29 protein-coding genes are annotated in these 25,621 nt (G+C 41.0%); 15 read left to right on the forward strand and 14 right to left on the reverse strand.

Annotation, left to right across the window (positions count from 1 at the left end; genetic code table 11):
- Positions 1-9: 9 nt before the first annotated feature.
- From ilvN to OFN98_RS01715, 3 genes are read left to right on the forward strand one after another with little or no spacing between them, the layout of a single operon-like run.
- On the forward strand, positions 10-480 hold the full coding sequence (gene ilvN, locus OFN98_RS01705) for an acetolactate synthase small subunit (protein WP_270859039.1): 471 nt from the start codon (positions 10-12) through the stop codon (positions 478-480).
- Between the two features lie 8 nt (positions 481-488).
- On the forward strand, positions 489-1,442 hold the full coding sequence (gene lpxD, locus OFN98_RS01710; protein ID WP_270874800.1) for a UDP-3-O-(3-hydroxymyristoyl)glucosamine N-acyltransferase: 954 nt from the start codon (positions 489-491) through the stop codon (positions 1,440-1,442).
- Between the two features lie 9 nt (positions 1,443-1,451).
- Positions 1,452-1,607: a hypothetical protein gene (locus tag OFN98_RS01715; protein ID WP_270859037.1), complete on the forward strand. Its 156-nt coding sequence runs from the start codon at positions 1,452-1,454 to the stop codon at positions 1,605-1,607.
- A gap of 25 nt (positions 1,608-1,632) precedes the next feature.
- Here OFN98_RS01715 and OFN98_RS01720 read toward each other — a convergent pair whose 3' ends face one another.
- From OFN98_RS01720 to OFN98_RS01760, 9 genes are read right to left on the reverse strand one after another with little or no spacing between them, the layout of a single operon-like run.
- A complete protein-coding gene (locus OFN98_RS01720; RefSeq protein ID WP_270874799.1) occupies positions 1,633-2,394 on the reverse strand; it encodes a TIGR02757 family protein in 762 nt (253 codons plus the stop codon).
- Positions 2,395-2,422: 28 nt separating this feature from the next.
- Entirely contained in the window at positions 2,423-2,998 is a 576-nt protein-coding gene (gene rsmD / locus OFN98_RS01725; protein ID WP_270874798.1) for a 16S rRNA (guanine(966)-N(2))-methyltransferase RsmD, read from the reverse strand.
- A complete protein-coding gene (locus OFN98_RS01730; protein ID WP_270874797.1) occupies positions 2,985-3,341 on the reverse strand; it encodes a hypothetical protein in 357 nt (118 codons plus the stop codon). The genes rsmD and OFN98_RS01730 overlap by 14 nt, the downstream gene beginning before the upstream one ends.
- Positions 3,341-4,297, reverse strand: a complete 957-nt coding sequence (locus tag OFN98_RS01735) for an SAM-dependent methyltransferase (protein WP_270874796.1) — start codon at positions 4,295-4,297, stop codon at positions 3,341-3,343. Before OFN98_RS01735 ends, OFN98_RS01730 begins: the two co-directional genes overlap by 1 nt.
- Positions 4,294-5,460, reverse strand: a complete 1,167-nt coding sequence (locus OFN98_RS01740) for an aspartate aminotransferase family protein (protein WP_270874795.1) — start codon at positions 5,458-5,460, stop codon at positions 4,294-4,296. The genes OFN98_RS01735 and OFN98_RS01740 overlap by 4 nt, the downstream gene beginning before the upstream one ends.
- A complete protein-coding gene (locus OFN98_RS01745; RefSeq protein WP_270859031.1) occupies positions 5,457-6,080 on the reverse strand; it encodes a trimeric intracellular cation channel family protein in 624 nt (207 codons plus the stop codon). Before OFN98_RS01745 ends, OFN98_RS01740 begins: the two co-directional genes overlap by 4 nt.
- Positions 6,081-6,129: 49 nt before the next feature.
- Positions 6,130-6,720: an NUDIX domain-containing protein gene (locus OFN98_RS01750; RefSeq protein WP_270859030.1), complete on the reverse strand. Its 591-nt coding sequence runs from the start codon at positions 6,718-6,720 to the stop codon at positions 6,130-6,132.
- A complete protein-coding gene (gene mgtE / locus OFN98_RS01755) occupies positions 6,705-8,087 on the reverse strand; it encodes a magnesium transporter (RefSeq protein WP_270868286.1) in 1,383 nt (460 codons plus the stop codon). The genes OFN98_RS01750 and mgtE overlap by 16 nt, the downstream gene beginning before the upstream one ends.
- A gap of 8 nt (positions 8,088-8,095) precedes the next feature.
- The gene (locus OFN98_RS01760; protein ID WP_270861835.1) at positions 8,096-9,265 is read right to left on the reverse strand and encodes a peptidoglycan DD-metalloendopeptidase family protein; all 1,170 of its coding nucleotides are present in this window, start codon (positions 9,263-9,265) and stop codon (positions 8,096-8,098) included.
- Positions 9,266-9,394: 129 nt separating this feature from the next.
- On the opposite strand from OFN98_RS01760, the gene OFN98_RS01765 reads away from it, so the two are divergent.
- The 3 genes from OFN98_RS01765 (at position 9,395) to OFN98_RS01775 (ending at position 12,240) form a co-directional block, all read left to right on the forward strand.
- Complete coding sequence (locus tag OFN98_RS01765) at positions 9,395-10,120, forward strand: plasminogen-binding N-terminal domain-containing protein (protein WP_270874794.1); 726 nt, start codon at positions 9,395-9,397, stop codon at positions 10,118-10,120.
- Complete coding sequence (locus tag OFN98_RS01770; RefSeq protein WP_270874793.1) at positions 10,113-11,492, forward strand: FAD-linked oxidase C-terminal domain-containing protein; 1,380 nt, start codon at positions 10,113-10,115, stop codon at positions 11,490-11,492. Before OFN98_RS01765 ends, OFN98_RS01770 begins: the two co-directional genes overlap by 8 nt.
- Before the next feature lie 112 nt (positions 11,493-11,604).
- On the forward strand, positions 11,605-12,240 hold the full coding sequence (locus tag OFN98_RS01775; RefSeq protein WP_270874792.1) for a hypothetical protein: 636 nt from the start codon (positions 11,605-11,607) through the stop codon (positions 12,238-12,240).
- A gap of 110 nt (positions 12,241-12,350) precedes the next feature.
- Here OFN98_RS01775 and OFN98_RS01780 read toward each other — a convergent pair whose 3' ends face one another.
- The 4 genes from OFN98_RS01780 to truD form a co-directional block, all read right to left on the reverse strand.
- Complete coding sequence (locus OFN98_RS01780; protein WP_270874791.1) at positions 12,351-13,001, reverse strand: hypothetical protein; 651 nt, start codon at positions 12,999-13,001, stop codon at positions 12,351-12,353.
- Positions 13,002-13,082: 81 nt separating this feature from the next.
- A complete protein-coding gene (locus OFN98_RS01785) occupies positions 13,083-13,520 on the reverse strand; it encodes a hypothetical protein (protein ID WP_270874790.1) in 438 nt (145 codons plus the stop codon).
- A 115-nt stretch (positions 13,521-13,635) separates the two neighbouring features.
- Positions 13,636-14,061: a hypothetical protein gene (locus tag OFN98_RS01790; RefSeq protein ID WP_270874789.1), complete on the reverse strand. Its 426-nt coding sequence runs from the start codon at positions 14,059-14,061 to the stop codon at positions 13,636-13,638.
- 37 nt (positions 14,062-14,098) lie between these two features.
- A complete protein-coding gene (truD, locus tag OFN98_RS01795) occupies positions 14,099-15,199 on the reverse strand; it encodes a tRNA pseudouridine(13) synthase TruD (protein WP_270874788.1) in 1,101 nt (366 codons plus the stop codon).
- A 111-nt stretch (positions 15,200-15,310) separates the two neighbouring features.
- Here truD and OFN98_RS01800 point away from each other — a divergent pair, with 111 nt between their 5' ends.
- Together OFN98_RS01800 and OFN98_RS01805 are read left to right on the forward strand one after the other, a co-directional pair.
- The gene (locus OFN98_RS01800) at positions 15,311-16,351 is read left to right on the forward strand and encodes a hypothetical protein (protein WP_270874787.1); all 1,041 of its coding nucleotides are present in this window, start codon (positions 15,311-15,313) and stop codon (positions 16,349-16,351) included.
- A gap of 14 nt (positions 16,352-16,365) precedes the next feature.
- A complete protein-coding gene (locus OFN98_RS01805) occupies positions 16,366-16,710 on the forward strand; it encodes a hypothetical protein (protein ID WP_270874786.1) in 345 nt (114 codons plus the stop codon).
- Between the two features lie 33 nt (positions 16,711-16,743).
- On the opposite strand, the gene OFN98_RS01810 is transcribed toward OFN98_RS01805, so the two are convergent.
- The gene (locus OFN98_RS01810) at positions 16,744-19,320 is read right to left on the reverse strand and encodes an ATP-dependent Clp protease ATP-binding subunit (RefSeq protein WP_270874785.1); all 2,577 of its coding nucleotides are present in this window, start codon (positions 19,318-19,320) and stop codon (positions 16,744-16,746) included.
- 184 nt (positions 19,321-19,504) lie between these two features.
- On the opposite strand from OFN98_RS01810, the gene OFN98_RS01815 reads away from it, so the two are divergent.
- Genes OFN98_RS01815 through OFN98_RS01845 form a run of 7 tightly spaced genes read left to right on the forward strand, consistent with a single transcriptional unit; the run spans position 19,505 to position 25,620 of the window.
- Positions 19,505-20,851 carry a S41 family peptidase gene (locus OFN98_RS01815; RefSeq protein WP_442867877.1) on the forward strand — a complete coding sequence of 449 codons (1,347 nt, stop codon included), beginning with the start codon at positions 19,505-19,507 and terminating at the stop codon, positions 20,849-20,851.
- 1 nt (position 20,852) lies between these two features.
- Complete coding sequence (purC, locus tag OFN98_RS01820) at positions 20,853-21,569, forward strand: phosphoribosylaminoimidazolesuccinocarboxamide synthase (protein ID WP_270874784.1); 717 nt, start codon at positions 20,853-20,855, stop codon at positions 21,567-21,569.
- A 3-nt stretch (positions 21,570-21,572) separates the two neighbouring features.
- Entirely contained in the window at positions 21,573-21,809 is a 237-nt protein-coding gene (purS, locus tag OFN98_RS01825) for a phosphoribosylformylglycinamidine synthase subunit PurS (RefSeq protein WP_270859018.1), read from the forward strand.
- A complete protein-coding gene (purQ, locus tag OFN98_RS01830) occupies positions 21,806-22,471 on the forward strand; it encodes a phosphoribosylformylglycinamidine synthase I (protein ID WP_270874783.1) in 666 nt (221 codons plus the stop codon). Before purS ends, purQ begins: the two co-directional genes overlap by 4 nt.
- Positions 22,465-23,757, forward strand: coding sequence for a hypothetical protein (locus OFN98_RS01835; RefSeq protein ID WP_270874782.1), 1,293 nt, complete (start codon positions 22,465-22,467; stop codon positions 23,755-23,757). Before purQ ends, OFN98_RS01835 begins: the two co-directional genes overlap by 7 nt.
- Positions 23,744-24,523 carry a lysophospholipid acyltransferase family protein gene (locus OFN98_RS01840; protein ID WP_270874781.1) on the forward strand — a complete coding sequence of 260 codons (780 nt, stop codon included), beginning with the start codon at positions 23,744-23,746 and terminating at the stop codon, positions 24,521-24,523. The genes OFN98_RS01835 and OFN98_RS01840 overlap by 14 nt, the downstream gene beginning before the upstream one ends.
- A 23-nt stretch (positions 24,524-24,546) precedes the next feature.
- Positions 24,547-25,620, forward strand: coding sequence for a CapA family protein (locus tag OFN98_RS01845; RefSeq protein ID WP_270874780.1), 1,074 nt, complete (start codon positions 24,547-24,549; stop codon positions 25,618-25,620).
- The last annotated feature ends 1 nt before the right edge of the window (position 25,621 follow it).

Below are 25,621 nucleotides of genomic sequence, written 5' to 3' on the forward strand. Positions count from 1 at the left end.
GATTTGATTATGAATAGTATAAAAAGAATTATTTCAGTCATAGTTTTGGACGAACACGGCGTGCTTTCTCGTATTTCTGGGCTTTTTGCAGGGCGCGGATATAATATCAACTCCCTAACCGTCGCACCTATCCCAAATACAAATTTATCTAGGCTTACGATTGTAACCTTGGGCGATGAGCGCATTATAGAGCAGATTACGAAGCAACTTCACAAGCTAATCCCGATTTATAAAGTAATCGAGGAGGCAAATTTTGTCGAAAAAGAGATGGTTTTAATAAAAATCGCATTAAACGAAAATTTAGCCGGACTTGACGCTTTGCTAAAAGCGTATAATGGCTCTATCGCAAACAGCGACGAAAACCATATCGTGCTTATGGCGTGCGATGACGCTGATAGAATCGAGAGTTTTTTAAAGACCGTGAAAAAATACAACCCAATCGATATCGTCAGAAGCGGTAGCGTCGCACTTGATATGTAGGAGAATATATGAAACTTTCTGAAATTGTTAAAATTTTAAGGATGGATTTTGCTAGTTTGGGGATCGAAGATGCCGAAATCACAGCGATAAATTCATTGCAAAATGCAAGTGGGAGCGAGCTTAGCTACTGCGATAGCGAAAAAAATGAGAAATTTATCGCCGATAGCAAGGCGTGCGCGATTTTGGTAAAAAAGGGCGTAGAGGTTCCAAAAAACATAATCAAAGTCGAGTGTGTCAATCCACACCTAGCCTTTGCTATACTGAGCAAATATTTCGCAAAACCGCTTATTAGGGAGTCTCGCCCAAGCGCGATTGCTAAAAGTGCGCAAATCGCAAAGGGCGTTTATATCGGCTCAAATACCCAAATCGGAGAGAGAGTCGTAATCTGCGCTGGTGCGTATATTGGCGATGATGTTGTTATCGGCGATGATTGTGTGATTCACCCAGGGGTCGTGATTTACAATGACACGATTATCGGAGCTCGCTGCCATATCCTAGCAAACGCAGTTATCGGCTCGGACGGCTTTGGCTACGCGCACAGAAGCGACGGCACGCATGTTAAAATTTATCACAATGGAAATGTTGTGCTCGAAGATGAGGTCGAAATCGGCGCGAATACCACGATAGATAGGGCGGTTTTTGGCTCTACGATAATCTCTGCTTGCACCAAAATCGACAATCTAGTCCAAATCGGACACAACTGCGAGCTAGGTCAAAACTGCCTAATCGTCTCACAAGTGGGACTTGCAGGATCAACTATACTTGGTAGAAATGTCGTCCTCGGCGGTCAAGCAGGCAGTGGCGGACATGTCAGGGTAGGGGATTTCGTCCAAGTCGCAGCCAGAGGCGGGATTAGCAAAGACCTGCCAGCTGGTAAAAATTTCGCCGGCCACCCAATAATGGAGCTAAAAGAGTGGTTTAAACTCCAAGCCAAGATCGCGCGATTTTTCAAAGATAAATAAGGATTAAAAATGACACTAGAAGAGTTAAATGATACAATCGCTAGAATTTTGCTAGAAAGCCCCGAGCTTAGGGGTTGTGAAGTGGAAGTCGTGGGCGAGAAAAAACACGAAATTTTCGCAATCTATGTCGATGAAAACGCCAGAAAAATAGTCGTAGAAATCTAAATTTAGCCCAAAAATGGGCTAAATTTCACTTCAAATTTTTTATTAATTCCTCAATTTCTCTGCTTTGTCCTAGTCTATACAGCGCAAAATCATATTTTATCGGATCGTGCGGGTCGAATTCACGCAGTTTTGCGCTAAGAGCGCTAACAGCGCGAAAATCATAAACCTTTCTATCTATTAAGCCCAAGGCTAGCGAGACCTTGTGCGTGTGAGTATCGAGCGGTATGAGTAGTTTTGATGAACTTATGCGCGAAAATAGCCCCAAATCTATATCACTTTTGCGCACCATCCAGCGCAAAAACAGATTGTAGCGTTTATACGGCGAGGTCGGTTTAGCGGTGAAATTTTTGCCGAAGAAAAACTCATATCCAGCCGAGCGATACTCTGAAAGGTCGTAAATTTGGGCTATGAGCGCATTTATGCCGTTTATGATTTCGCCATTTTTCATACCATTTAAAATGATTTTTTCTATATCGCACTCGCAAAGTCTGCGAAGCGCGAGAAAAATCTCCGCCACATCTTGCTCGCTTTGAAAGCGGTATTTTTTGCCTTGTAAAGCTGATTTTATCGTCTTTTCATCGCTTCCAAGCAAATCAAAATTTAGCGAATTTAAAAATTTCACTATCTGCCCTGCGTTTCCATAGGCAAAAAGTGCGCAAATTAGCGCGATTACGGGCGCGTGCGGGGTGCGGGCGAGAGGTTTTAGCACTTGCAAGGGATCTGGGGCGCTAAAAAGATTTTCATCAGTATTACTACGCGCCGAATAATACTCCAAAAGCGCCTTCATTTCGGAATTACTAAGGTTTTTTGAAATTTTATTTTGCATAGTAAGATAGCGTTGTAGCGCCAAATTTTTTGGATTTTAAAAGGTTAAATTTTGCGATATTTGCCTCAAATTTCACCTCACTTGCGTGCTCGATTATCACAAATTTCACCCTCTCGCACTCGCAAATTTCGCAGATTAGGCCCACTACGCGCTCGTAAATTCCAGCAAAACCATCTCTGATATCAAATGGCGGATCAAGGTAGATAAAAATTTTTTCGTTGTCTAAATTCGCCAAAATTTGTGGCAAAAGCGCGAAACAATCGCCATTTAGGGCGTTTTTTTCCACGCCAAAAAGGGCAAAATTGCGCCTTGTGATTTCGTAAGCTTTGCGGTCTTTTTCGATAGCAAAAACCTCTTTTGCGCCGTTGCTAAGGGCTTCGAGCGCCATGCCGCCGCTTCCGCCAAAGCCCTCGATGAAGCAGCTGCCCTCTAATTCATACCTAAATGAGTCGAAAAACGAGCCCTTTACGATTGATTTTGTGCTGCGCGTAGTCCCTAGGCTTGGGAGTTCCAAGCTTTTTCCTTTGTAAATTCCGCTTGAAATTTTGCCTCTAAATTTCGCCACTTTGTTTCCTTAAAATTTCTAAAATTTGCGCCTTAAATTCATCAAATACTGCGCCGATTTGCGCTTCTAAATCCAAATTTTGTGAAAACTCAAATTTATTATAGCTAGCTTGCACGATTTCGCTCGCGCTAAAATTTTTAAGCGCCAAAACAAGCTGTTCTTTTGAAAACGGCAATTCTAAATCGCCGTTTTTGGCGATGATAAAGAGCGGTTTGGCACTTGCTCTGGCAGTGTCTGTCACGACAAAATCGGCCTCGCCTAAATTACGCACGGCAAAATTTGCCAAAAACATTTCGAGGCTTTTTTGCATAATCTCGCATTCGCAATCGATAAAAACTCTCATTAAAATCCTTTTAAAAACTCGATAAATTTGAACTTTTCGCCAAATTCGTGGCGCAGGTGGTTAAACTGGGCTAGGGCGTTTTGATAGCCGTTTTGACCCAAATTTTGCGCAAATTGCTCCAAAATTTGTGTCGCGCCAAATTCAATCAAAGCCTTTTCAAAGCTCATAAATCTGCCAATTTTCGCGCCAGTATTCTCAAAAGCTCGCGATAAAATTTCAAAATCTACATTGTAAGTAATGTCGCTTACCCCGTAAAATTCGGCTAAATTTTGAATTTCAAAAAAATTATAGACTTGGTGATTTTTGTAAATTCTAAGCGAAATTTCCCCGCTCGCACCCATTTTGCCATAATCAAATGCCAAAAAGGCGAATTTTTGCGCATTAATGCTACTAGCAAATTCCTCGTATCCAAGCGGAATTTCTGCGCCCCCAGCGCTAAATTTTAAAATTTCATTATCGCAAATTTCGCGCCAAATTTGTTTAAAATCCTCGATATAAAGCATTTTGGCATCTTTTACGACCTCGCATTTGAAGGTGTCAAAAAGCTCGTTTGCGATAAAAATCGCCTCGCTAAATTTCGCCTCTTTTAGCGAAGAGAAGTGTTTTAGCGTGATTTCATCGCCAAATTTTTTAGCGAAATTTTCGCTTTGGATTTGGCGCAGCCTCTGGTGTGGCTCGATGATGACAAATTCAAATTTCGCCAAAGAATTTGGGTCGAAAGTAAAAAGCGCTTGCGCTATATCAGCGAGCAAAAATCCCTCGTTTGCGCCGATTTCGACGAGTGAAATTTTGCCAGCAAAATTCGCACTAAGGCGCAAAATTTCGCGCCCTAAGCAAATCCCAAAAAAGCTTCCCACGCTAACAGCGGTGTAAAAATCGCCCTCTTTGCCGATTTTAACGCCATTTGCGTAGTAGCTCTCATTTAGCCACGCCTCGAAAAAATCGCTAAATTTCAATCTTGAAGCTCTTCAAGAGTCTTGCGCAAAATTTCAAATCCTGCTTTTATCTCTTTTTTCTTTATGTTTAATGGCGGTAAAAATCTTAGCGTTTTACTACCTGATTTTAGCACCAAAAGTCCGTTTCTTAGGCACTCGGCAAAGATTATGCTTAGATATGTGCTATCCTTTAAAACCAAGCCTTGCATTAGTCCAAGTCCTGTGCGAGATTCGAAGAAATTTGGGAAATCTTTTAAAATTTTGTCTAAATTTTCCACAAATTCATCGATAGTTTTTTTAAGCTCGCCGCTTTCGTAGAGGTATTCTAGCTCGCGCAAAACGGCGTTTGCGGTCGATGTGGCTAGGTGGTTGCCGCCAAATGTGCTTCCATGCTCGCCAGGGGCAAAGATATTTTCCCTAGCCACGCACGCACCGATTGGCACGCCACCTGCTAGCCCTTTGGCAAAGGTGATAATATCGGGCTCGATACCATAAATCTTGCTTGCGACAAACTCGCCTGAGCGATAGACGCCACATTGGACCTCGTCTGTAATAAGAAGTAGATTTTTTTCTTTCAAAACTTTGGCTAGTTTTTGGACTGATTTTTTATCCAGCGGACAAATTCCGCCCTCGCCCTGGATTAGTTCTATCATCACAGCGACCGTTTTATCGCTGATATTTGCGATGATTTCATCAATTCCGTCGTAAAATTTAAATCCCTCAATGTATGGAGCGAAAATTTCAGGGTGAAATTTATCCTGTCCTGTGGCACTCAAAGTAGCCATAGTGCGACCGTGGAAGGAATTTTTCAAAGTCAAAATTTCATATTTTTTGCTCTCAAATTTAGTCGTGCCGTATTTGCGCGCCATTTTTATGGCTGCTTCGTTCGCCTCTGCCCCAGAGTTGCAAAACACAGCGTATGTTTGATAGCCCAAAAGATTGCTGATTTTTTTGGCTAGCACCTCTTGTGGCAGGACTCTATAAATGTTCGAGCTATGGATTATCATCGCGCTTTGCGTATTTATGGCCTCTATCACCACAGGGCTTGCATGCCCTAGGCTACACACCCCAATTCCAGCGGCGAAATCAATGTATTTCTCGCCGTTGCTATCCCATAGCTTCGCGCCTTTACCCCTAGTAAAAGCGACATCGACCCTAGAAAAATTACTCATTAAATACTTCATTTGTTATACTCCACTTTTGGCAAATGCCAACCCCTATAATACGCAAACATTCTAACCACAATCCCAGCGAAAAATAGTGCTAAAATCGTGTAGATATTCGCCAAGTCAAGCCAGTCTAAGATAAAATAAACCAGCCCGACACCCATACTTATCGTCCCATAAAGCCCCGTGCGCAAAAACCACGGCACCTCGTTTAATAGCACATCGCGCAAAATTCCGCCCCCAACGCCATTAAAAAAGGCGATAAGTATCGCCCCAAAAACATTTAATCCATACTCGATCGAAACCATAGCCCCGACAATCGAGAAGCAAATCACATCGATTGCGTCGGAGAAAATAAATATAAATCTGCCTTGCAGTTTTTTGGTCTGGGCTGCGAAAATATGCGAGGCGATAAGCACCGCAATGACGATGATTACTGGCATATAGTGCGTGAAGGAATACAGCGGTCTGCCCACCGTGATATCGCGCACAATCCCGCCACCAAGTGCGGTTAAAAACGCAGCCAAAAAAATCCCCAGCCAGTCGCAATCCCTTTTAACCGCGAATAAAAATCCGCTCAAAGAAGCTGAGGCAATGCCGATGTATTCGATATATAAAATGATATTATGCTGTGTCATCGGCGTGGATAAATTCTAAAATTTAGTGAAATTTGGGCTAAAATTTGCATTAAATTTCGCCCTTGTTTTGGAAAAACCACAAAAACGCCGCCACTAACCCAGAGGCTCGCACGATTTTTTCGTCATACATAAATTTTTTAGCTTCATCTAACGGCAAAAAATACAGCTCGATATTCTCGCCATCGACCCCGCCACCTGCGCCTTTTTTCATACTCTCATCAATCTCGCCGTAAAATAAAATTTGGCGATTTGCGCCAAAACCAAGCGCGCTGTAAAAGCTCGTGATAAACTCTAAATTTTTAAGCTCATATCCAGTTTCTTCGTAAATTTCCTCGATTGCGGTTTGTTCCTCGCTAATGCCTTTGTCTAAAATCCCAGCGCACAGCTCGTAGGTAAAGCCCTTTTCATCGCAGTTTATTAAATTTTCGTCTTGGTAAAACCACACACTTGGGCGAAACTGCTTAACGAGCAAAAACGCCTTTTTTTCGCTGTGATACAGCAGTATTGAGACGCTATCATGCACCTTGACGCAATCCCACGCTCGCGCCTCGCCATTTAATTCGAAATTTAGCCTAAATGGCTTAATGAAATTCGAGTGTTCGAGTTTTGAAATTTTAAAATTTTTTATATCAATATCCATGTCGCAAGTCCTAAAAAGCTAAAAAATCCCACTATATCAGTAACCGTGGTCAGCAAAACCGAGCTTCCCACAGCTGGATCGATTCCAAAACGGCGCAAGGCAATCGGAATAATCGCGCCAAAAAATCCAGCCAAGGTCAAATTTATCACCATTGACATCGCAATCACGACGCCAAGAAGCTTCATACCAAACCATACCCACGCCACAATTCCCATTGCCACGGCAAAAATTGAGCCATTTACTAGCGAAATGGTAACTTCGCGCGTGATTACCGAGCGGATATCGCGCGCCTCGATTTCGCCAAGGGCTAGGCGACGCACCGTAACGGTGAGAGCCTGCGTGCCTGTGTTGCCACCCATGGAGGCCACGATTGGCATAAGCACGGCAAGGGCGACTAGTTGCTCGATTGTAGCGTCAAAAAGTCCGATGATAATCGAGCTAATAATCGCCGTGCATAAATTCACGCCCAGCCACGATGCACGCGCCTTTCCAGCTGAAAATGCAGTATCTTCCTCCTCAGCCTCATCATCGACACCGGCAAGGTTGTAAATTTGCTCTGTGGCGCGCTCTTGAATCAAATCATGCACATCATCGGCTGTGATTCGCCCAATCAGCACGCCGTTTGCGTCCAAAACAGGGATTACATTTAGGTCAAATTCCTCGAAATCCTTGATGACATCTTCGATTTTATCGGTATCGGTGGCGAAATGCACCTTTGCGTCTGCGTTAAATTTTTGTGAAATTTCTTTTAGTGTGAGCGAAAAATCGTATAAAATCAAATCCGAGGTCGAAAACGCGCTTAGCATGTGACCCTTATCATCTAAAACAAAGAGCTGAAAGACATTTTCGATATCGCCGTTTTGGCGCATTACCCTTAGCATATCGACAGCTTCGCCTAGGGTTTGGTTTTCGCGTGCGCTAAAAACCTCGGTTTGCATATACGCGCCAGCTTCGTCATCGTCGTATTTGTTAATCGTCAAAATATCGTGGCGATCGTCCTCATCAAGCCCGTAAAAAAGCTCCTTTGCCTTATCCTCGTCGATTTCTTCGATACTTTGGAGTAGTTCTGCTTGATCATCACTTTCTAGCTCTTCGATAGCTTCGACGATTTTCTCGCTAGGAAGGGTTTCGATGATATCTTCGAGCATGTGATCTGGCATTTCAAGCGCAGCGTCAGCGAGGTCCTCAGGGTCGAGTTTTTCTAGGAATTCGACATATTTTTCCTCGTCATGTTTTTTAAGTGCCTTTAAGTGATCTGCAAGGTCCGCTGGGCTTAGCTCTTCTTCTATCGTATCGCCGATATGCGCCTCTAAAAGAGCCTCGGCCTCTTCGTAATCTGTCAAAAATTCTTTATCTTTTGCTTCCATTTTTGCCTCTAATTTATGCTGACTAAATTTTCATAAGGTTCAAATTTCGCTGGGTTTTTCGAGCCGTCTTTAACCGCGTCAAATTTAGCGTTCATATCCTTTACTAACGCCTTAAATTTGCGCTCTTCCTCGCTTACGAAATTTGATTTTGTGATTTTTATGGTTTTTAGGGGATCGACTGGCTGGTTGTTGCGATACAGACCCAAATGCAAATGCGGTCCCGAGCTTAGGCCTGTGGAGCCTACATAGGCGATTAGTTGGCCTTGTTTTACGCTCATGCCGACTTTTAGCCCTTTGGCAAATCCGCTTAAATGCGCATACAGCGTAACCAAACCTCCGCCGTGGTTGATTTCGACGGTGTTTCCATAGCCGTTTTTGCGCCCTACGAAGGTTACTTTGCCATTGCCTGCGGCATTTACTTTTGTCCCTTTTGGCGCAGCATAATCCACGCCTAGGTGCGCGCGATATCGTTTAAGCACCGGGTGAAAGCGTTTGGGTGTAAAACGAGATGAAATTCTAGTATAAACAAGTGGCGTGGTAAGCACGAAATGCTCGACCTTTTTGCCGGTTTCGTTATAGTATTTGTCCTCGAAATAATAAAGCGATTTTGGCTTTTTGGCTTCCTCGATTGTGCCGGCTAGGATTTTAACCCCGCCAAACGGTCTGCCAAGCCTTGTTTTTTGCTCGTATAAAATCGTAAGGCGATCGCCTTTTTGCAGTTTTTTGAAATTTACCTCGTTTTTAAAAACGCTCGAAAATTCGTTTGCCAGCGCGATACTTCCAGTAGCTTTTAAAATATCGTTTGAGGGCGATGAAGTAATCTCAATGCTTAAAGCGTAAGAGTGCTGCTCATAAACAATCGGCGTGTAGATAAATTTGTAAATCCCCTTTTTGTCGCGGTAAATTTGGATTTGAAGCTCATCGTTTATGGGGATTAGGACTTGGACGATTTTGCCAAGCGGGTCTTTTAGCATCATGCACTCGACATCTGCGCGCACTTCGGCGGCTAATTCTTGGTCCTCTTTGTCTAAATCATAATATGTCGAGAGCGGAATAGAGAAATTTTCCATAAATTGTAGCAAGCTCACGCCTGAGGGCCATTTAAATTTTTCCACACTCGAAGAACTGGCAAATGAAAGGCTAAAAAGTAAAAAAATCAGTGCAAAAATTCTCATCATAAACCGCTTTAAAATTGAAATTAAAACCTCAATTCTAGCCAAATTTGGTTTATATTTGGCAAATATCCCTTGCCGTTTGTTGTAAATTCTTATGTATAATTGGCGAAAATTTTATTTTAGGAGTTAAATTTGAAACGAATTTTACTTGCTTTGGGGCTATTTTTATCATCTGTTTTTGGGGCTGAGTTTTACATGCCACCTTATGAAACGCTGATTTTTGATGTGCAAAATGGCGAAGCCGTAATCGCTGATAATCCCGCTATCATGGTAGGAAGCGCTGGGATTGTAATGCATGATTTCGGTAACGGCGAAAACGCTATCATCGCGCGCGCAGTCGTTACAGAAAAAAACGGCAACAATGCAAAAATCAGATTTGAAGTCTTTGGTATGTTGGAGCAAAAAGCCCTGCCGCTACCAAAAATTTTGCCAGCTAATGGCGATAAGGTGATTTTAAACTACCTTTATGACCGCGCCTTAATCGTGGCTCCAAATGCCGAAATTTACGCACAAATCGTGCAGGCTTTCCCAAATATCGAGTTTATTCACCCTGATCTTGGCGGAGCGTATTTGAGGCTAAATTCTAAACCAAACCCAAGCCGTGATGATTTCCGCAAAATTTGCGCGAAAAACAGCACTGGGCTAATTTTTGTCGCAATGAACGAAAAGAGCGTATTCGCAGACTGCGGCAGCTTCAAACCACTTCGCACTTATGAAAGTGGCAAGGTCGCTTACTACACGCTTCCGTTTTATTCACGAGTAGGGGATATCAAAACCGTGTTTTGGGATTTCACAAATGGTCCGATTAGCGACTATGACAGACACTACTCATATCTTTTGGGCTTAGATGATGAATAATTCTGATATAGAATTTTTTACAAATTTACTAGGCGAGCAAAACGCCTATTTCGACGAAGCGCATAAAATCGCCTACTGCTACGACGCGACTAGAAGGCGCTTTAAGCCAGACGCTGTGCTTTTCCCGCGAGATGAGAGCGATGTAAGCGAGATTTTAAAATACTGCAACGCTCACAATCTGCCAATTATCCCGCGCGGGGCTGGAAGTGGCTTTACGGGCGGTTCTTTGGCGCATGAGGGCGGGATAATTCTAGGCTTTGAAAAGCACATGAATAAAATTTTAGAGATTGATTTGCAAAATTTAGTCGCCGTCGTTCAGCCGGGCGTGATAAACAAAGATTTGCAAAATGCAGTCGCCAAAATGGGGCTGTTTTACCCGCCAGATCCTGCGAGTGAAGCATACAGCACGCTTGGTGGCAATGTCGCTGAAAACTCAGGCGGTATGAGAGCGGCGAAATACGGCATTACCAAAGACTATGTCATGGCTCTACGCGCTGTGCTTCCTAGTGGCGAAATCATACGCGCTGGCAAACGCACGATAAAAGATGTCGCTGGGTATAATATAGCTGGAATTTTGATCGCTAGCGAGGGCTCACTTGCCGTGATTACCGAAATCACGCTAAAACTCATCGCAATGCCAAAATTTAAAAAGACCGCAATGGGAATTTTCCCAAGTGTTAAAAATGCAATGGACGCCGTGTATAAGACAATGGCAAGTGGCGTAACGCCCGTGGCAATGGAGTTTTTGGACAATCTGTGCATAAAGGCTGTCGAGCAGAAATTTCACAAAGGCTTGCCAACTAGCGCTGGGGCGATACTAATCTGCGATGTAGATGGCAATATTGAAGATAGCCTAGAAGCCGATTTGCGCGTGATAAAAGATAGTTTTATGGCAAATGGAGCTAGCGAATTTCGTGTGGCAAAAGATGAAAAAGAGAGTGCGGATATTTGGTTTGCGCGCAGAAACTGCTCGCAATCAATCACCTGCTACGGCTCTTTGAAGCTAAACGAAGATATCACCGTGCCACGCTCTAATTTACCTGCGCTTTTGGATAAAATCGCTGAAATTTCGGCTAAATATGGGCTTGTTACGCCGTGTTTTGGGCACACTGGCGATGGCAATGTCCATACAAATGTCATGGCTGATAAAAGCAATGTCGAAGAGGTCAAAAAGGCTCACCTAGCTATCGAGGAAATTTTCGCAGCGACCGTGGAGCTTGGTGGCACGCTTAGTGGGGAACACGGGATTGGCATTTCAAAAGCCCCATATATGAAAATGGCATTTAACGAGGCTGAAATGGAGCTTTTCCGTGCGATTAAAAAGGCCTTTGATCCAAACAATATCCTAAATCCAAACAAAATGGGATTATGAAATTTAGCTCATTTTTATGGGCTAAATTGATTAATAAAATTTTTAAAATCAATAAATTTAATATTTAAATTCAAATTTTATAATTTCTTAAATTTTAAATTTCTGGATTTTTATGAAGGATGTATTATCTGTATTATTTTTTGTATTAATACTTGGGCTTATTATTTGGATTGAAGGGATTAAATTTGTGCTAGTGGTTGGTTTGCCTGGTGCTCTTTATGGTATTTTTGAATTTATTTTTGAAATATATGATATAAATTTTACAAAATTTTTTAAATTAACCACACCTAGATATACTAAAATTTACAGCGATTTTCAAAAATTAACAAGTATGCATGTTTCAGACATTAATAAAGACAATTGTCACAAAGCTATTTTTTATATGTTGAAAGACAAGGAAAAACCAGAAAATATTTTAAAAATCATTGCAAAATTAAGATTAGAGGTTATTTTGGAACAGAAAGGTTATGCTATCCCAATATTAAAAATTGCGAAACAATATGGTCTTATAAATGAAATTTATGACATAAAATTAAGTTATAGAGATACGCTTGCTGTATTATTTTTTTCAAAACATACAATTCCATTGATTATTATGTGTTTAAGTTCAACAATACTTATATATTTCGTTAAAGGTAGCGAAAAGGCATTATGGGTATTTTCTATTTTTGTGGGTTTGTTTGTTTTGGTTATTCCAAGTATTATTATAATAGTAGATAGAATTTTGGAATATAAAGCCAGAATTTAATTTCCTAGCACCGTAGGGCGGGTATCCTTACCCACCGAATTTTATATTTTTATCAAATTTTATCATTTTTAATCATTTAAATAACCATTGCGGTGGGCAAGGTGCTCACCCTACGGTGCTTTTTTATTTTCTATTAAAAAATACCCTATCATGCTAGAAAATTTACTCGTTTCGCAAAAAACTTCTGTTTTAAACTTTTCAATCAAAAAATCGTTAAATTTCATACTTATAAAAATCCCTTCATAGAAAAAAACCAAATATTTTTCCCGTCTAACTCCATTTAAAACCCAAAAAATAATTTTTTTTACCAAGTTTGCAACAAAAATTACCGGTTTAAGAAAAACATCTAAAAAACTATTGTCCTCGACTTTAAAATTGCCAAATATTGGCACATAAGAATAGCTAATTTTTGCGTTTTCTAATGGCATAGTATGTGTGTATTTATTGCCATCAAATTTCAAATACTCGTATTCAATTCTATCTACATAAATTTTGGAAAATAAGGCAGTATTTTTCATCGTCCAAAAATATTTTAAATTGTTAAAAATCGCGTAAAAAATGCCACCTATACAAATTGCAATGCCTATTTTTCTTTTTGTTTCTCGCAATACATCCTCATTTGTTACACACAGCAAGAAGCACAACATAAGCGCGAATATTGATATTAAAAAAACCCTATTAGCTATTTCTGCTTTAAAAAACCAATCATTTTTTATGATTATAGGTTCTTTCGATATGTTGTTTTTTTCTTTATTTTTCAAACTTTTTCCTTTATTTTTGAAATTCTAGCACCGTAGGGTGGGTATCCTGCCCACCAAATTTTATATTTTTATCAAATTTTATCATTTCTGTTTCCTATCTAAAATTTTTAATTTAAAAAATATTGTAAGTAATGCCAAAATAATACTAAATCCAAAAACAAACCAATTGCACTGCATTATCATATGCAAACTTTCGATTTTTAAATTCATATTGCACAATATCGTTATCATCGTCGCATATAAAATAAAAAATGCAAATAATAGTAAAAAAGAATTAATTTTTATATCCTTATAAATTTGATAGCTTCCAATAACCAACAAAAATATTGCAAAAACAATACCATATCCAAATAAAATCATTAATTCAACATAAATGTGAAAATCTGGAAATAATTCATCAGATAAATTTGGATCATTAGATACTTTACCAGCCATAAAAAATTTATACAATATCGCAAATCCAAATGGTTGAAATACTGACAAAATAAACAAAAAAATTATTTTTATAAATTTACTCAAATCAATTCCTCTTAAAAATATTCAATAATCTTATCACCGGATGAGCAAGTAAAAAGCACCGTAGGGTGGGTATCCTTGCCACCGAATTTTGTATTTTTATAAAATTTTATCATTTTTAATCCCTTAAAATTAATTTTTCTATTAATATTTTTGTAACTACATATAATAAAATTGCTATCGTTATATCAATAATTTCTGCTATACCCAAATTTTCTGGTATATCGAAATAATCAATTATTTTGTTTTTCGTTATTTTCATCGTAAAAAATACAAATATAGGAACAATAAGCATAAACACATAAATACTTTTTTTATGTGAAAACAAGAAATAAACATAAGAACACACAAAAAAACTTATAATGGGTCCGAAGAATATTGCAAAAAAACCAAAAATCTTTTGCTTTATTTCTTCATAATAAATAATATTATCAACCAACCAAAGTAGAAAAACCATACTTACAGAATGTATGATAAATAATATAATGCAAATAAATAATCCTATAAATCCTCTAATAATGGTATTTGAATTTATATTTATCAAGTCAATTCCTTAAATACTGTTTCAAAAAACTCCGAAACTATACAAAATTTTCGAAAATTTCTCTATGTAAAATTTCCTCCAAAATCACCGTCGCATACGAGCCTTTTGGCAGATAAAAGCTAAATCCAAACTGCGCCTTTTCCTCGTCGTAGCTGTGCGAGATATCCTCTATATAGCTCCACGCATAGCGATACGAGCCGTTTGTTTGCGCCAAATACGCCTCAGCCTCGGCGAAAATCTCGCTCTCAAATCTATTCGCCACGCCACTTGCGCGCAGTTTTTGCGCTCCAGCGATGAGCCCAGCGCTCGTGATATCGCGGCGCACAAACCGCTCTACCTCCGCGCCCAAATCCTCGCAGGTAAAAAACGCCCCATGCGGGAAATGCCCTAAAATCTCACCCGGAAGTAGCTTGTAAAATTGCGCCTGAGTGGCGATAGATTTGGCAAGGGCTTTGTCAAATCCGTAAATTTTGGCAAACTCACTCACACTAAATTCGCTAGCAAATTTTGAAATTTCAACCCTTTTGGCTAGCCAAGCGTTAAATAGCTCGCTTTGATATGCGCTGATTAGGAAGTCGCGCATTTTAGGGTTTTTAATGCGCTTTTCGCCACGCAGTATCGCTAGACCTGTCTTAGCATTGTCGCCAAATTTGCCAAAGCGCTGAAAGCCAAAATAGTTCGCAAACCCCTGCGCGCTGAGTGTTTCAAGAGCTTCACGCAGTTTTAAAGCGTCAGTTGGCAAGACCTTTTTTAGGCGGATAAAAAAATTATTTCCCTTTAAATGTCCGATTTTTAGCTTGTTTTTGTGGCGATTAAGGCTTAAAATTTTGATTTTTTCGTGCGAAAAACTCTCTAAATTTTGCGCAAATTTGAAAGGAAATGTAACAAACTGGCTAGTTAAGCCCTCTTTGTCTTTAAGCCCTGCATAGCCAAAATCGCGCATCTTAACGCCTAAATGTTCGCTTAAAATTTGCAAGGCTTCCCAGGTGGTAAGGTCCTTTTTTTGCAGATGTATCATCGCATGCTCGCCATCACCGCTAGCCGCATACAGCGGGACTTCGCGCACGACGAAATCGGCAGAGTTTTTGCTAAAATGCGCGTTTATGGGCGCGTGGTTTAAGGTATATAAAAATTTCATATTAATTTCACTTTTTGGCTAAAATAAAAGCGATTATTATATAAAATCGCGCCTAAAAATCTAATTATTAGCCAAATTTTAGTAGAATTTTGGGCGCAAAAAGGAGCAGTTATGTTGGAGATCAGGCTTTTCAGATTTGACCCTAAAATCGATGTTTTAAGCTATTTTAAGCCATATATTTTTGAGCGCGAAAATTTCGCTAGCGTGGGCGAGCTTTTAGGCGAGATAAAAGCGGGCGATCCGTATTTTAGCTATGAGGGCGTGAGTTTTGTCAAAATTAATGGCGTAGTCGCAAGCGTAGAGGAGCCATTTGGTGGGATTTTGGCGCGCTTTGGTAGGATTTTATACATTGCGCCACTTAGCCAGAGCGAGGCGCGCAAGGATTTGGAGTGTGGATTTGAGAGTTTTTATTCTAAATTTCAGAGTTTTTCTGCTATCGCCAATAGCGATACTTTCGAGTTTTACAAGGAATTAGCGCCGTATTTTTACAGCTCAAATTTAAGGAAGTTTAGCGAGGTTTTTTTGGGAAACAGCGCCTTTGTTTTTGCGAATTTTTTGCTCGAAAATTTCCCGCAAAAAAGGGGCGAAATTTTAGATTTTATCCGCCCACAGCTTGTTTATTTCACGCCGTGTAATGCCCTAAATTTGGACTATGATTGCGATTTGATTTATGATAGGCTTTGCGAGCTTTGTGGGATTGATCCAGCGCGCGTGGATAAAATTTATAGCGCACAAAGTCTAGCCGAGATAGACGCAAATACTGCCCCGCACCGCTACACGGGCTTTAAAATCGCTGTTTGGGGCGATGAGGGCGCACGGGATTTGGTGCGCAGATTTGGCGGAGATGTCGTGAGATTTGAGCGCGAAAACGAGGCGTTAAGGGCTGAAATTTACGGCGCCGAAAAGGAGTGCGCGCTAAGGGTGGCTGGGGAAATTCTCTTTGACGCGTTTGATAGCGGGGCTGATTTTTTGCTGGTAAATTCTAAAAAAGCACTTGGCTTTATTGATGGTAAAAGTGCCGAAATCTGCGCACTAATGGGGCGCGAGCTAATTGATTTTTACTTGCTTAGCACGGACGAGTTTATCGCCCTTGCCCAGGGTGAAAAACCAAAAACTTTGGCGTCGCATAAACTAAAAGTCGCGTTGGTGTAGTGCGGTTTGTGAATATGAAATTTCAAATGCTGTTAGGTGGAATAATATTATTAATTCTTGGAATATTTTCATCACTTGGTTTCAAAACTTGGAGTAAATTTAGTGGTTGGGTTGAGCCGTCTGATGAACTATCTGCATTTTATTTAGTTACTGGTTTAATTTTTATATGTTTAGGTATTTTTTACAAACCAAAAAAGCAATTTAACAACAAAAATTTTAATTTTATTTCGCCCAAAACCAAAAAGCAACCCAAAAAACCAAAAGGAGAAAAAGTCAAATTTGATAAACCAAAAAATAAGTTAAATTTGAAAAATGTAAAATTTAAAAACCAAAAAGACAGTATCGATGAAATGGATTAAATTTAAGGCGCAAATTCGCGCCTTAAATTTTACCTATGAAACGACCTTGATTTCGATATCCTCGCTGTTGGCGTCGATTAGGATTGCATTTCCTTCTTTTAGCTCGTCGTTTAAAATCATATCGGCGATCTTATCCTCGACCAAATCATAAAGCGCGCGTCTTAGCGGTCTGGCGCCGTATTCTGCGTCAAATCCAGCCCCAGCAATGAGCTTTTTGGCATTTTCGCTTAGAGTTGCGCTGATACCGCGCTCTTCGAGCAAATGCGCTAGCTCTTTAAACATAATTCCCACGATATCGATGAGATTGTCTTCGCTAAGGGCGTTGAAAATCACAATGTCATCGAGCCTGTTGATAAACTCGGGTCTGAAATAGTTTTTCAGCTCGTCTTTTACGGCGTTTTCGCGCTCATTTTCGCCCAGACTCATAATCTTATCCGAGCCGATATTGCTCGTAAGGATTATAATGGTGTTTTTAAAATCCACGACCACGCCCTTATTATCGGTCGCGCGCCCGTCATCTAAAATGCCAAGTAGGATATTAAAGACATCTTTGTGCGCCTTTTCGATTTCGTCGAAAAGTAGCACGCTATATGGACGGCGGCGCACAGCCTCGCTTAGCTGACCACCCTCATCGTATCCCACATATCCAGGAGGCGCACCAAGCAGGCGTGAGACGCTGTGTTTTTCCATATATTCGCTCATATCAAAGCGTATCATCGCTCGCTCATCGTCGAATAAAAATTTCGCTAGTGTTTTAGCGCTCTCTGTTTTGCCCACGCCAGTAGGTCCTAAAAACAAAAAGCTTCCAATCGGGCGATTTGCGCTAGCAAGGCCAGCCTTATTTCGCTTCACAGCGCGCGCTATGGCGTGAAGCGCGGCGTCTTGACCCACGACGCTTTGTTTTAGGTGAGATTCGATATTTAGGTATTTTTCGCGCTCTGATGAGAGCATTTTGCTTACGCTAATTCCTGTCCATTTGCTAAGGATTCCTGCGACCATTTCCTCATCGACGCGGTTTTTTAGCAAAACTCCGCTTTCCTTCATACCCTCCCATTTGGCTTCTAGCTCTTTGACTTTGGCGTTTGCGGCTGGGATTTTGCCGTATTCGATCTCGGCAGCCTTGCTTAAATCGCCTTTGCTCCTAGCGTTTGCGGCTTCGATTTTTAGGCTATCTATTGATTTTTTGGCTTCGCTTATGCCGTTAAATACAGCCTTTTCGTTCTCAAATTTAGCCAAAAGCGAATTTTTGGTTTCGTTTAAATTCTCAATCTCTTTGTCGATTTGATTTAGTCTTTTGTCGTTTTTGGCGTCGTTTTCCATTTTTAGGGCTTCTTTTTCGACTTGGAGTGTTAGAATTTCCCTTTTTGCCTTGGCTAGTTCGTAAGGCTCGCTCTCGATTTGCATTTTTAGCTCAGCAGCGGCCTCGTCGATTAAATCAATAGCCTTATCAGGCAAAAATCTATCGCTGATATAGCGGTGGCTAAGCTTGGTGGCAGCGACAAGAGCGCTATCTGTGATTGTGACATTGTGATGAACCTCTAAGCGCTCTTTTATGCCACGAAGTATCGCCGTAGCCTCGCTCACGGTCGGTTCAGCTACGATGACAGGCTGGAAACGGCGTTGCAAGGCGGCGTCTTTTTCGAAATATTTGCGGTATTCTTTGAGCGTAGTCGCGCCGATAGTGTGTAGCTCGCCCCTAGCTAGGGCAGGTTTTAGGATATTTGCAGCGTCCATACTGCCTTCACTTGCCCCAGCTCCCACAATAGTGTGAATTTCATCGATGAAAAGTATCACATCGCCAGCTTTTTTGACCTCGTCGATGACGGCTTTTAGGCGGTCTTCGAACTCGCCTCTGTATTTCGCACCGGCAATGAGCGCGCTCATATCAAGCGCCATTACGCGCTTGTTTTGCAGGCTAAGTGGGACATCTTTTTGCGCGATTAACTGCGCCAAACCTTCGACAATGGCGGTTTTACCCACACCTGGTTCGCCAAGAAGTATTGGGTTGTTTTTCGTTTTGCGGATTAGTATTTGCATCATACGAGTGATGACTTCATCGCGCCCGATAATGGGATCTAACTCGCCATTTATCGCTTTTTGTGTCAAATTTAGCGCAAATTTGCTAAGCGCTTCTAGGGTGTCATCGCCTGTTTTGGTGGTGATATTTTTGCCCGCTCTTAGCATTTCTAGCTCTTTTTTTATCTCGCTAAGATCGGCAAATTTAGCCAAAATTTCTTTTAGCGGAGATTTGTCTAAATTCGCCACTAACCAAGTATCAATAGCGATAAATTTGTCTCCAAGGCTCGTCATTAGGCCTTTTGCGCTCTCTAATGAATTTACCACTTCGCGCGAAATTTTGATATTATCGCGCGTGACATTTGAGCTAGTTGGCAGGGTTTGTAGCGCGCTTTTGATTTCTAATTCAACTGCGCTTTTGCTGATGTCAAATTTGTTAAAAATTTGATTTAGCACAGAGGTTGAATCCACGCACAATGCCCACAAAATGTGCAAATTCGCAACCTCGCCATTTTTGGAGTGGATAGCTAGGGAGAGCGAACTTTCGAGTAGTGAGTGCATTTTGTCGGTTAAAATTTCAAGTGTTTCGTTCATAAAAAACTCCTTAAAGTTGATTTTGTCTGTATTATATATATTTAGTCTAATTATGTCAAGGTTTTTTAGTAAATAAATTTAATCTTTCAAATTTTTCGCTCTGAATTTTAAAATTTTATCGCTAAAAATGGCTTAAATTTAACTAATATTTAGCGAAATTTTTATAGAATTCCGCCTATTTCAAATTAAGGACAAATTTTTGCAACAAAAACATCTCTTTTTTGGCTTTGGTTTTGTATTTTCACTACTTTTTGGTCTGTTTTTTGTAGGAAATTTGGAGGCAAAAGAGGCAAATTCGACCAAAAAACCTGACAGCGAAAAAACAAGGCTTGAAGCGCTGGCAAAGCTTACTAAAACCCTAGCAATCGTGGAAAATAATTATGTCGAGCAGATGAGTTTTTCGGAGCTTGTGGATAAGACGATTTCGGGATTAATGGGAAATTTAGACGCCCATTCTAGCTTTATGGATCAAAAAGCTTACAATGATACTAAGGTACAAACTCAGGGCGAATTCGGCGGTTTGGGCATTCAGGTCGGTATGAAAGATGGCGCACTAACGATAATTTCGCCGATTGAGGGCACACCAGCGGATAAAAAGGGGCTCAAAGCAAATGATGTGATTTTGCGAATCGACGGAAATGCGACACTTGGGATTACAATTGATGAAGCTGTAAGCAAAATGCGTGGCAAACCAAAAACCAAAATCACGCTTACAATAGTTCGCAAAGGCGAGAGTAAGCCCTTTGATGTGGAGATCGTGCGCGATATAATCAAGGTCGAGTCTGCGTATTCTAAAATGATAGATGATGAGAAAATTTTGTATTTGCGTGTAACAAATTTCGACCAGCATGTTACCGCTGATACGGCTAAATTTATAAAAGAACACCCTGAGGCAAAGGGGATAATCCTTGATTTGCGAAACAATCCTGGCGGACTTTTGGAACAGGCAATCGGACTTGTGAATTTATTCGTGGATAAGGGCTTAATCGTATCGCAAAAAGGTCGCAACAAAGCCGATACCGAGGAGCATAATGCAGATCCTAAGAAAAAGGTAACCGACCTGCCACTTGTCGTGCTAGTAAATGGCGGAAGTGCGAGTGCAAGCGAGATTGTAAGTGGGTCGTTGCAGGATCTAAAACGCGCTGTAATCGTGGGCGAGAATACTTTTGGCAAGGGTAGCGTGCAGGTGATTTTGCCTATCGAAAACAAAGAAGCCTTGCGACTAACAATTGCGCGGTATTACCTTTCTAGCGGTCGCACAATCCAAGCTGTGGGCGTTACGCCTGATTTGATTGTAGCAGCTGGCAAGGTGCCTCAAAAGAGCGAAAATGAATTTTCAGTCAAAGAAGCAGACCTGAAAAAACACCTAGAAAGCGAGCTTGCAAAGGTCGAAGAGCCGAAAAAAGAAGAAGAAAAAAAAGAGAAAAAAGATGAGAAAAATTTCATCTCAAAAGAGCAGATTAACGACGATATTCAGCTAAAAACCGCAATCGATGCGATTAAAATTTTAAGATTAAGTAAAGGAGAGTAGCATGGCAAGCAAAAAAGAGCTTATTTACGAGGGCAAAGGCAAAAAAATGTGGTCAGTCGAGGGCAACGATGATTTGCTAATTAGCGAATTCAAAGATTCCCTAACTGCATTTAACGGCGTGAAAAAGGCAGAAGAGGCTGGAAAAGGTGCGCTTAATTGCAAAATTTCAACTCAAATTTTTCATTTATTAGAGAAAAACGGCATCAAAACTGCGCTAGTTGAGATGCTAAACGAAACCGAGCAATTAGTCAAAAAATGCAAAATTTTCCCACTTGAAATCATCGCGCGAAATGTCGCTACTGGCTCACTTACAAAACGCCTTGGTATCAAAGAGGGCACGATTTTGCCATTTACTTTGGTCGAGTTTTGCTACAAAGACGATGATTTGGGCGATCCGATCCTAAACGACGAACACGCCATAATCCTAGGTGCGGTAAAAGATCAAGCCGAACTTGACGAGCTTAAAGTAATCGCAAAGAAAATAAATGAAATTTTGGTTAAATTTTTCGATGAGAGAAATTTGCGCCTAATCGACTTTAAAATCGAACTTGGCAAAGATAGCAAGGGTGAAATTTTGCTAGCTGATGAGATTAGTCCTGATAGTTGCCGTTTTTGGGATAAGGACACGAACCAAAAACTAGACAAAGATGTATTTCGCCAAGGGCTCGGTGATGTAAAAGTCGCTTATGAGGAAGTTTTAAAAAGAATTTTAGGATAAAAAATGAAAGTAATCGTAAATGTAAAATTGAAAAATGGCGTTTTAGATCCACAAGGCAAGGCCGTCAAACACGCCCTAACTTCGCTTGGTTTTAGCGGTGTAAATTCTGTAAGCGTGGCTAAACAAATCGAGCTTGACATGCAAGGCGAGAACAAAGAGGCGATTTATAAAAATGTAGAGCAAATGTGCGAAGACCTGCTAGCTAACACCGTTATCGAAGATTACGAGATTGTGCTATGAAGGTAGCGGTTATCAATTTCCCGGGCACGAACTGCGAACGCGACACAAAATATGCTTTTGAGCGTCTTGGTTGCGATGTGGATGTGATTTGGCATAAGGATACTATGCTAAATGCCGATTTGGTCGTGCTTCCTGGCGGTTTTAGCCATGGCGATTATCTAAGAACGGCTGCGATTGCGAAATTTAGCCCTATTATGGAGGCTGTGCGCGCTCACGCTAAAAAGGGCGGGTATTTGCTCGGTATTTGCAATGGATTTCAAATGCTTTTGGAGCTTAAACTCTTAGAGGGCGCGATGAACCGCAACATAAATTTGAGCTTTATCTCTAAATATCACTATCTAAAAGTCATTAGTAATGACAATAAATTTCTTGCTTGTTGCAAAAATGGCGAAATTTTAAATATCCCTATCGCGCACGGCGAGGGCAATTACTATGTCGATAGCGAAAATTTGAAAAAAATGTATGATAATGACCAAATTTTGCTTAAATACTGCGACGAAAATGGCAATGATTTAAACCCAAATGGCTCAGTTGATAGCATAGCTGGAATTTGCGATAAAAACAAAAAAATCTTTGGTCTTATGCCGCACCCTGAGCGCGCTATCGAGGAAATTCTCGGTGGAACGGACGGCGAAAAAATGCTAAAAGGGCTAGTTTGTTAAGAAGAGTTTTAGCCCTTTTTGGTATTTGCGCACTTAGCCTAGCTGCGCCAGAGGTTAGCATAGATTCGCTCGATGATTTGAGCAAATACGCTCCGAAAAAATCAGAGCAAACCAGCTCTACTGAGGGCGCACAGCGTGATAACTCTCGCGTAATGATGAAAATGAATAAAAACGAGGTTATGAATAAAAATCTTAGCCTTGATGATTTGAAGGCGCTCGCACCGACAAATGAGGTGGATTTGGATATTTCTGATGAGAAAATCTATGAGGATATCAAACCCAAAGAACTCACTTTAAAAGTCGATGGAGCGCCTAAAAAAGCCTACTATAATGAAATTTTTAGGATAAATTTCAGCGTGTATTTAGGTCAAAAAGTAACCGTTACGCCAAAGCTAGCGATTGATCGCACGGAGAATTTAATCTGGCTAAACGAGGATAATCTCTCGTGGATACAGGGAGATGAGATGTTTGAAACGACGCTGTATTTTAGCGCAAACGGCGAGGGTGCGAAGATAAATGACATTATTCTAACCTTAGAGCGAAATGGCGAATTTTTCGAAAAAAGCTCGATTAAACCGCGCAATCCTGAGTTTATCAAGCTAGAAAAAAGGGAAAATTTCGTCCATATTTCAGCCGATGATTTGAAACTGAAAAACTACAAAACCGCCAAATTTGACGATAATTCAAATTTACTCACCCTAGATTTAAGCGTGCGAAACGGCGCGCTTGCCTCATTTAGCGTGGATAATCCAGCCATTATCAAGCAAGGCGTGGATTCTGTGCGTGGCGGATACGCTAGCCAGAGTGGGTATTATTTCGCTGTAATCGATAAAAATGTGAAAAATTTCGATTTTAGCTATTTTAATCTGCAAACGAAAAAATTCGAAAATTTCGGTATCGAGCTAAATCCGCAGGCTGAGGATCTTAGCACACAAATCGGGCTCAATCCAAAAGAATCCAAATTCGAAGCTTACAAACAAATCGCCATTTACACCCTCGCAGCGGTGCTTTTGGTGATGTTTTTGCTCAGCAAAAATATAACTCCGCTGATTTTTGCGGTGATTGTTTTGGCGCTAAATTTGTATTATCAAAACCCTTATGGAAATGGCAAAATCGCCAAAAATACCGCCGTGCATATCCTGCCGATACCGACATCTACGGTGTTTTATGTCACCAAAGAGCCTCAAAAGGTCGAAATTTTGGGCGAAAACAAGGGATTTTATAAAATCATGCTAAGTGGTAGCAAAATCGGCTGGATCAAAAAGGACGAAATTGTCAAGGATTAAGGCGCTTTTTTACTCGTTTTGGTTCGTCGCTACGGTAATGGTCGTAATCGTGCTAATGTGGGCGAAAAACAGCTCACACCGCACATTTCGCCGTATGTGGGGCAGGTGGCAAAGATACGCCGTGGGTTATGATATCGAGGTTATCGGCGAGCCAGACCCGCAGGTGGGGCTTTTTATCGCAAATCATCAAAGCATTATGGATATCGTGGTTTTAGAAGAAACTCACCCTGCAAACATCTGCTGGATAGCCAAAAAAGAGATTGGCGAACTGCCGATAATCGGCAAAATTTTAACCCTGCCAAAGATGATTGCCGTCGATCGCAAAAACCCTCGCGAGCTCGTGCGAATCGTGCATGAAGTAGATGATCGTATAAAAAATGGCCGCGCTATCGTGATGTTTCCAGAAGGCACCAGACATCGTGGCACAAAAATGCTCAAATTTCAAAATGGCGCAAAAATGATAGCAAACAAACTAGGACTTAAAGTCCAGCCTATCGTGCTTATCGGCACTGGGGCGATTGCGGATTCGAAGGAATTTCGCGTGCGAAGCGGGCATGTAAAAATCATCTACCTAGACCCAGTCGATACGAGTGATAACGCATGGCTAGAAAATACTCGCACCAAAATGCAAGCTATCATCGACGAGCACGAAAATTCAGTGCAAAATTCAGTGCAAAATTTGCCAGAAAATAGCGAAATTTCAGAGCAAAATTCTACGCAAAATTTAGAGCCAAATTCGGTTAGCAATAGTAGCGAGCAGTGTTAAATTCGGCTAAATTTGGGGAAATTTTGAAAATTTTAATTCTGTTTTTTTCATTTTTACTTTTTGGTTGTGCTAGCGAAAACACCCTCTCTCTCATCGCTGTGGGGGACAATCTAATCCACTCCAAGCTAATCGAGGGCGCGCATGATAAAACCGCCAAAAGCCACGATTTTAAGCCGTATTATCGCTTTATCAAAGATGAAATCAAAGACAAAGATATCAAAATCATAAACCAAGAAACAATCCTAATCGAAGATAAAAAAAAGCTCTCAGGCTACCCAAATTTCGGCTCTCCGCTCGAAGTAGGCGAGGCTGTGAGGGACGCTGGGTTTAATCTAATCGCCCATGCGACAAACCACGCGCTCGATAAGGGTGAAGAAGGCATACTAGATAGTGCTAAATTTTGGTCTGGCTTTGAGGATATCGCGTATATCGGCATTTCGCCAGATCAAAATAGCAGTAAAATCGTTAAAATTTTGAAAAAAAACAATGTTAGCGTCGCGTTTTTGAACTACACTTATGGGCTAAACGGCCACATAATGCCAAAAGGCAAAGGGTATTTGGTGGATTTGCTAAGCGACGAGGAAAAAATTTTAAGCGACTTAGAACTTGCGAAAAAACACGCCGATTTTGTGGTGGTTTTGCCACACTGGGGCGTGGAATACACACACAAACCAACCGCCACGCAGAAAAAGCAGGCGCAGTTTTTGGCAAACTCTGGCGCAGATCTCATCATCGGCACACACCCGCATGTAATCCAGCCATTAGAACTCATCACCACAGATGATAACAGAAGCGTGCCGTGCTTTTATTCGCTAGGGAATTTTATCTCTAATCAAGACGAAAGTGCGCGCATGCTAGGCGCCATGGCTGATATCGTAATCGAAAAAGAGGGCAACGCGACAAAGATAAAAAGTCTGCGCGCAGTCCCGCTAATCACGCACATTAGCCCATACTCGCACGATTTTTCGGTGCATTTGTTCGCTCACTACCCTGAAATGCTTGCGATGACGCACAGGCTTAGGCGTGTTGGGGACTTTAAAACCGAAAATCTCAAAACGCTTTGGAACAGCGTTTTTCCTGACTTTGAAATTAAATAAA

Source organism: Campylobacter sp. JMF_15 NE4 (assembly GCF_027737645.1).
Taxonomy (GTDB): Bacteria; Campylobacterota; Campylobacteria; order Campylobacterales; family Campylobacteraceae; genus Campylobacter_B.

Coding starts and splice junctions, on each gene's coding strand:
- OFN98_RS01750 (WP_270859030.1), bottom strand. CDS start 6,720: ATGGATATTGATATAAAAAATTTTAAAATTTCAAAACTCGAACACTCG.
- OFN98_RS01720 (WP_270874799.1), bottom strand. CDS start 2,394: ATGAAGGCGCTTTTGGAGTATTATTCGGCGCGTAGTAATACTGATGAA.
- OFN98_RS01740 (WP_270874795.1), bottom strand. CDS start 5,460: ATGAAGTATTTAATGAGTAATTTTTCTAGGGTCGATGTCGCTTTTACT.
- lpxD (WP_270874800.1), top strand. CDS start 489: ATGAAACTTTCTGAAATTGTTAAAATTTTAAGGATGGATTTTGCTAGT.
- OFN98_RS01810 (WP_270874785.1), bottom strand. CDS start 19,320: ATGAACGAAACACTTGAAATTTTAACCGACAAAATGCACTCACTACTC.
- purS (WP_270859018.1), top strand. CDS start 21,573: ATGAAAGTAATCGTAAATGTAAAATTGAAAAATGGCGTTTTAGATCCA.
- OFN98_RS01760 (WP_270861835.1), bottom strand. CDS start 9,265: ATGATGAGAATTTTTGCACTGATTTTTTTACTTTTTAGCCTTTCATTT.
- OFN98_RS01745 (WP_270859031.1), bottom strand. CDS start 6,080: ATGACACAGCATAATATCATTTTATATATCGAATACATCGGCATTGCC.
- truD (WP_270874788.1), bottom strand. CDS start 15,199: ATGAAATTTTTATATACCTTAAACCACGCGCCCATAAACGCGCATTTT.
- mgtE (WP_270868286.1), bottom strand. CDS start 8,087: ATGGAAGCAAAAGATAAAGAATTTTTGACAGATTACGAAGAGGCCGAG.
- OFN98_RS01805 (WP_270874786.1), top strand. CDS start 16,366: ATGAAATTTCAAATGCTGTTAGGTGGAATAATATTATTAATTCTTGGA.
- OFN98_RS01775 (WP_270874792.1), top strand. CDS start 11,605: ATGAAGGATGTATTATCTGTATTATTTTTTGTATTAATACTTGGGCTT.
- purQ (WP_270874783.1), top strand. CDS start 21,806: ATGAAGGTAGCGGTTATCAATTTCCCGGGCACGAACTGCGAACGCGAC.
- ilvN (WP_270859039.1), top strand. CDS start 10: ATGAATAGTATAAAAAGAATTATTTCAGTCATAGTTTTGGACGAACAC.
- purC (WP_270874784.1), top strand. CDS start 20,853: ATGGCAAGCAAAAAAGAGCTTATTTACGAGGGCAAAGGCAAAAAAATG.
- OFN98_RS01800 (WP_270874787.1), top strand. CDS start 15,311: ATGTTGGAGATCAGGCTTTTCAGATTTGACCCTAAAATCGATGTTTTA.
- OFN98_RS01715 (WP_270859037.1), top strand. CDS start 1,452: ATGACACTAGAAGAGTTAAATGATACAATCGCTAGAATTTTGCTAGAA.
- OFN98_RS01730 (WP_270874797.1), bottom strand. CDS start 3,341: ATGAGAGTTTTTATCGATTGCGAATGCGAGATTATGCAAAAAAGCCTC.
- OFN98_RS01770 (WP_270874793.1), top strand. CDS start 10,113: ATGAATAATTCTGATATAGAATTTTTTACAAATTTACTAGGCGAGCAA.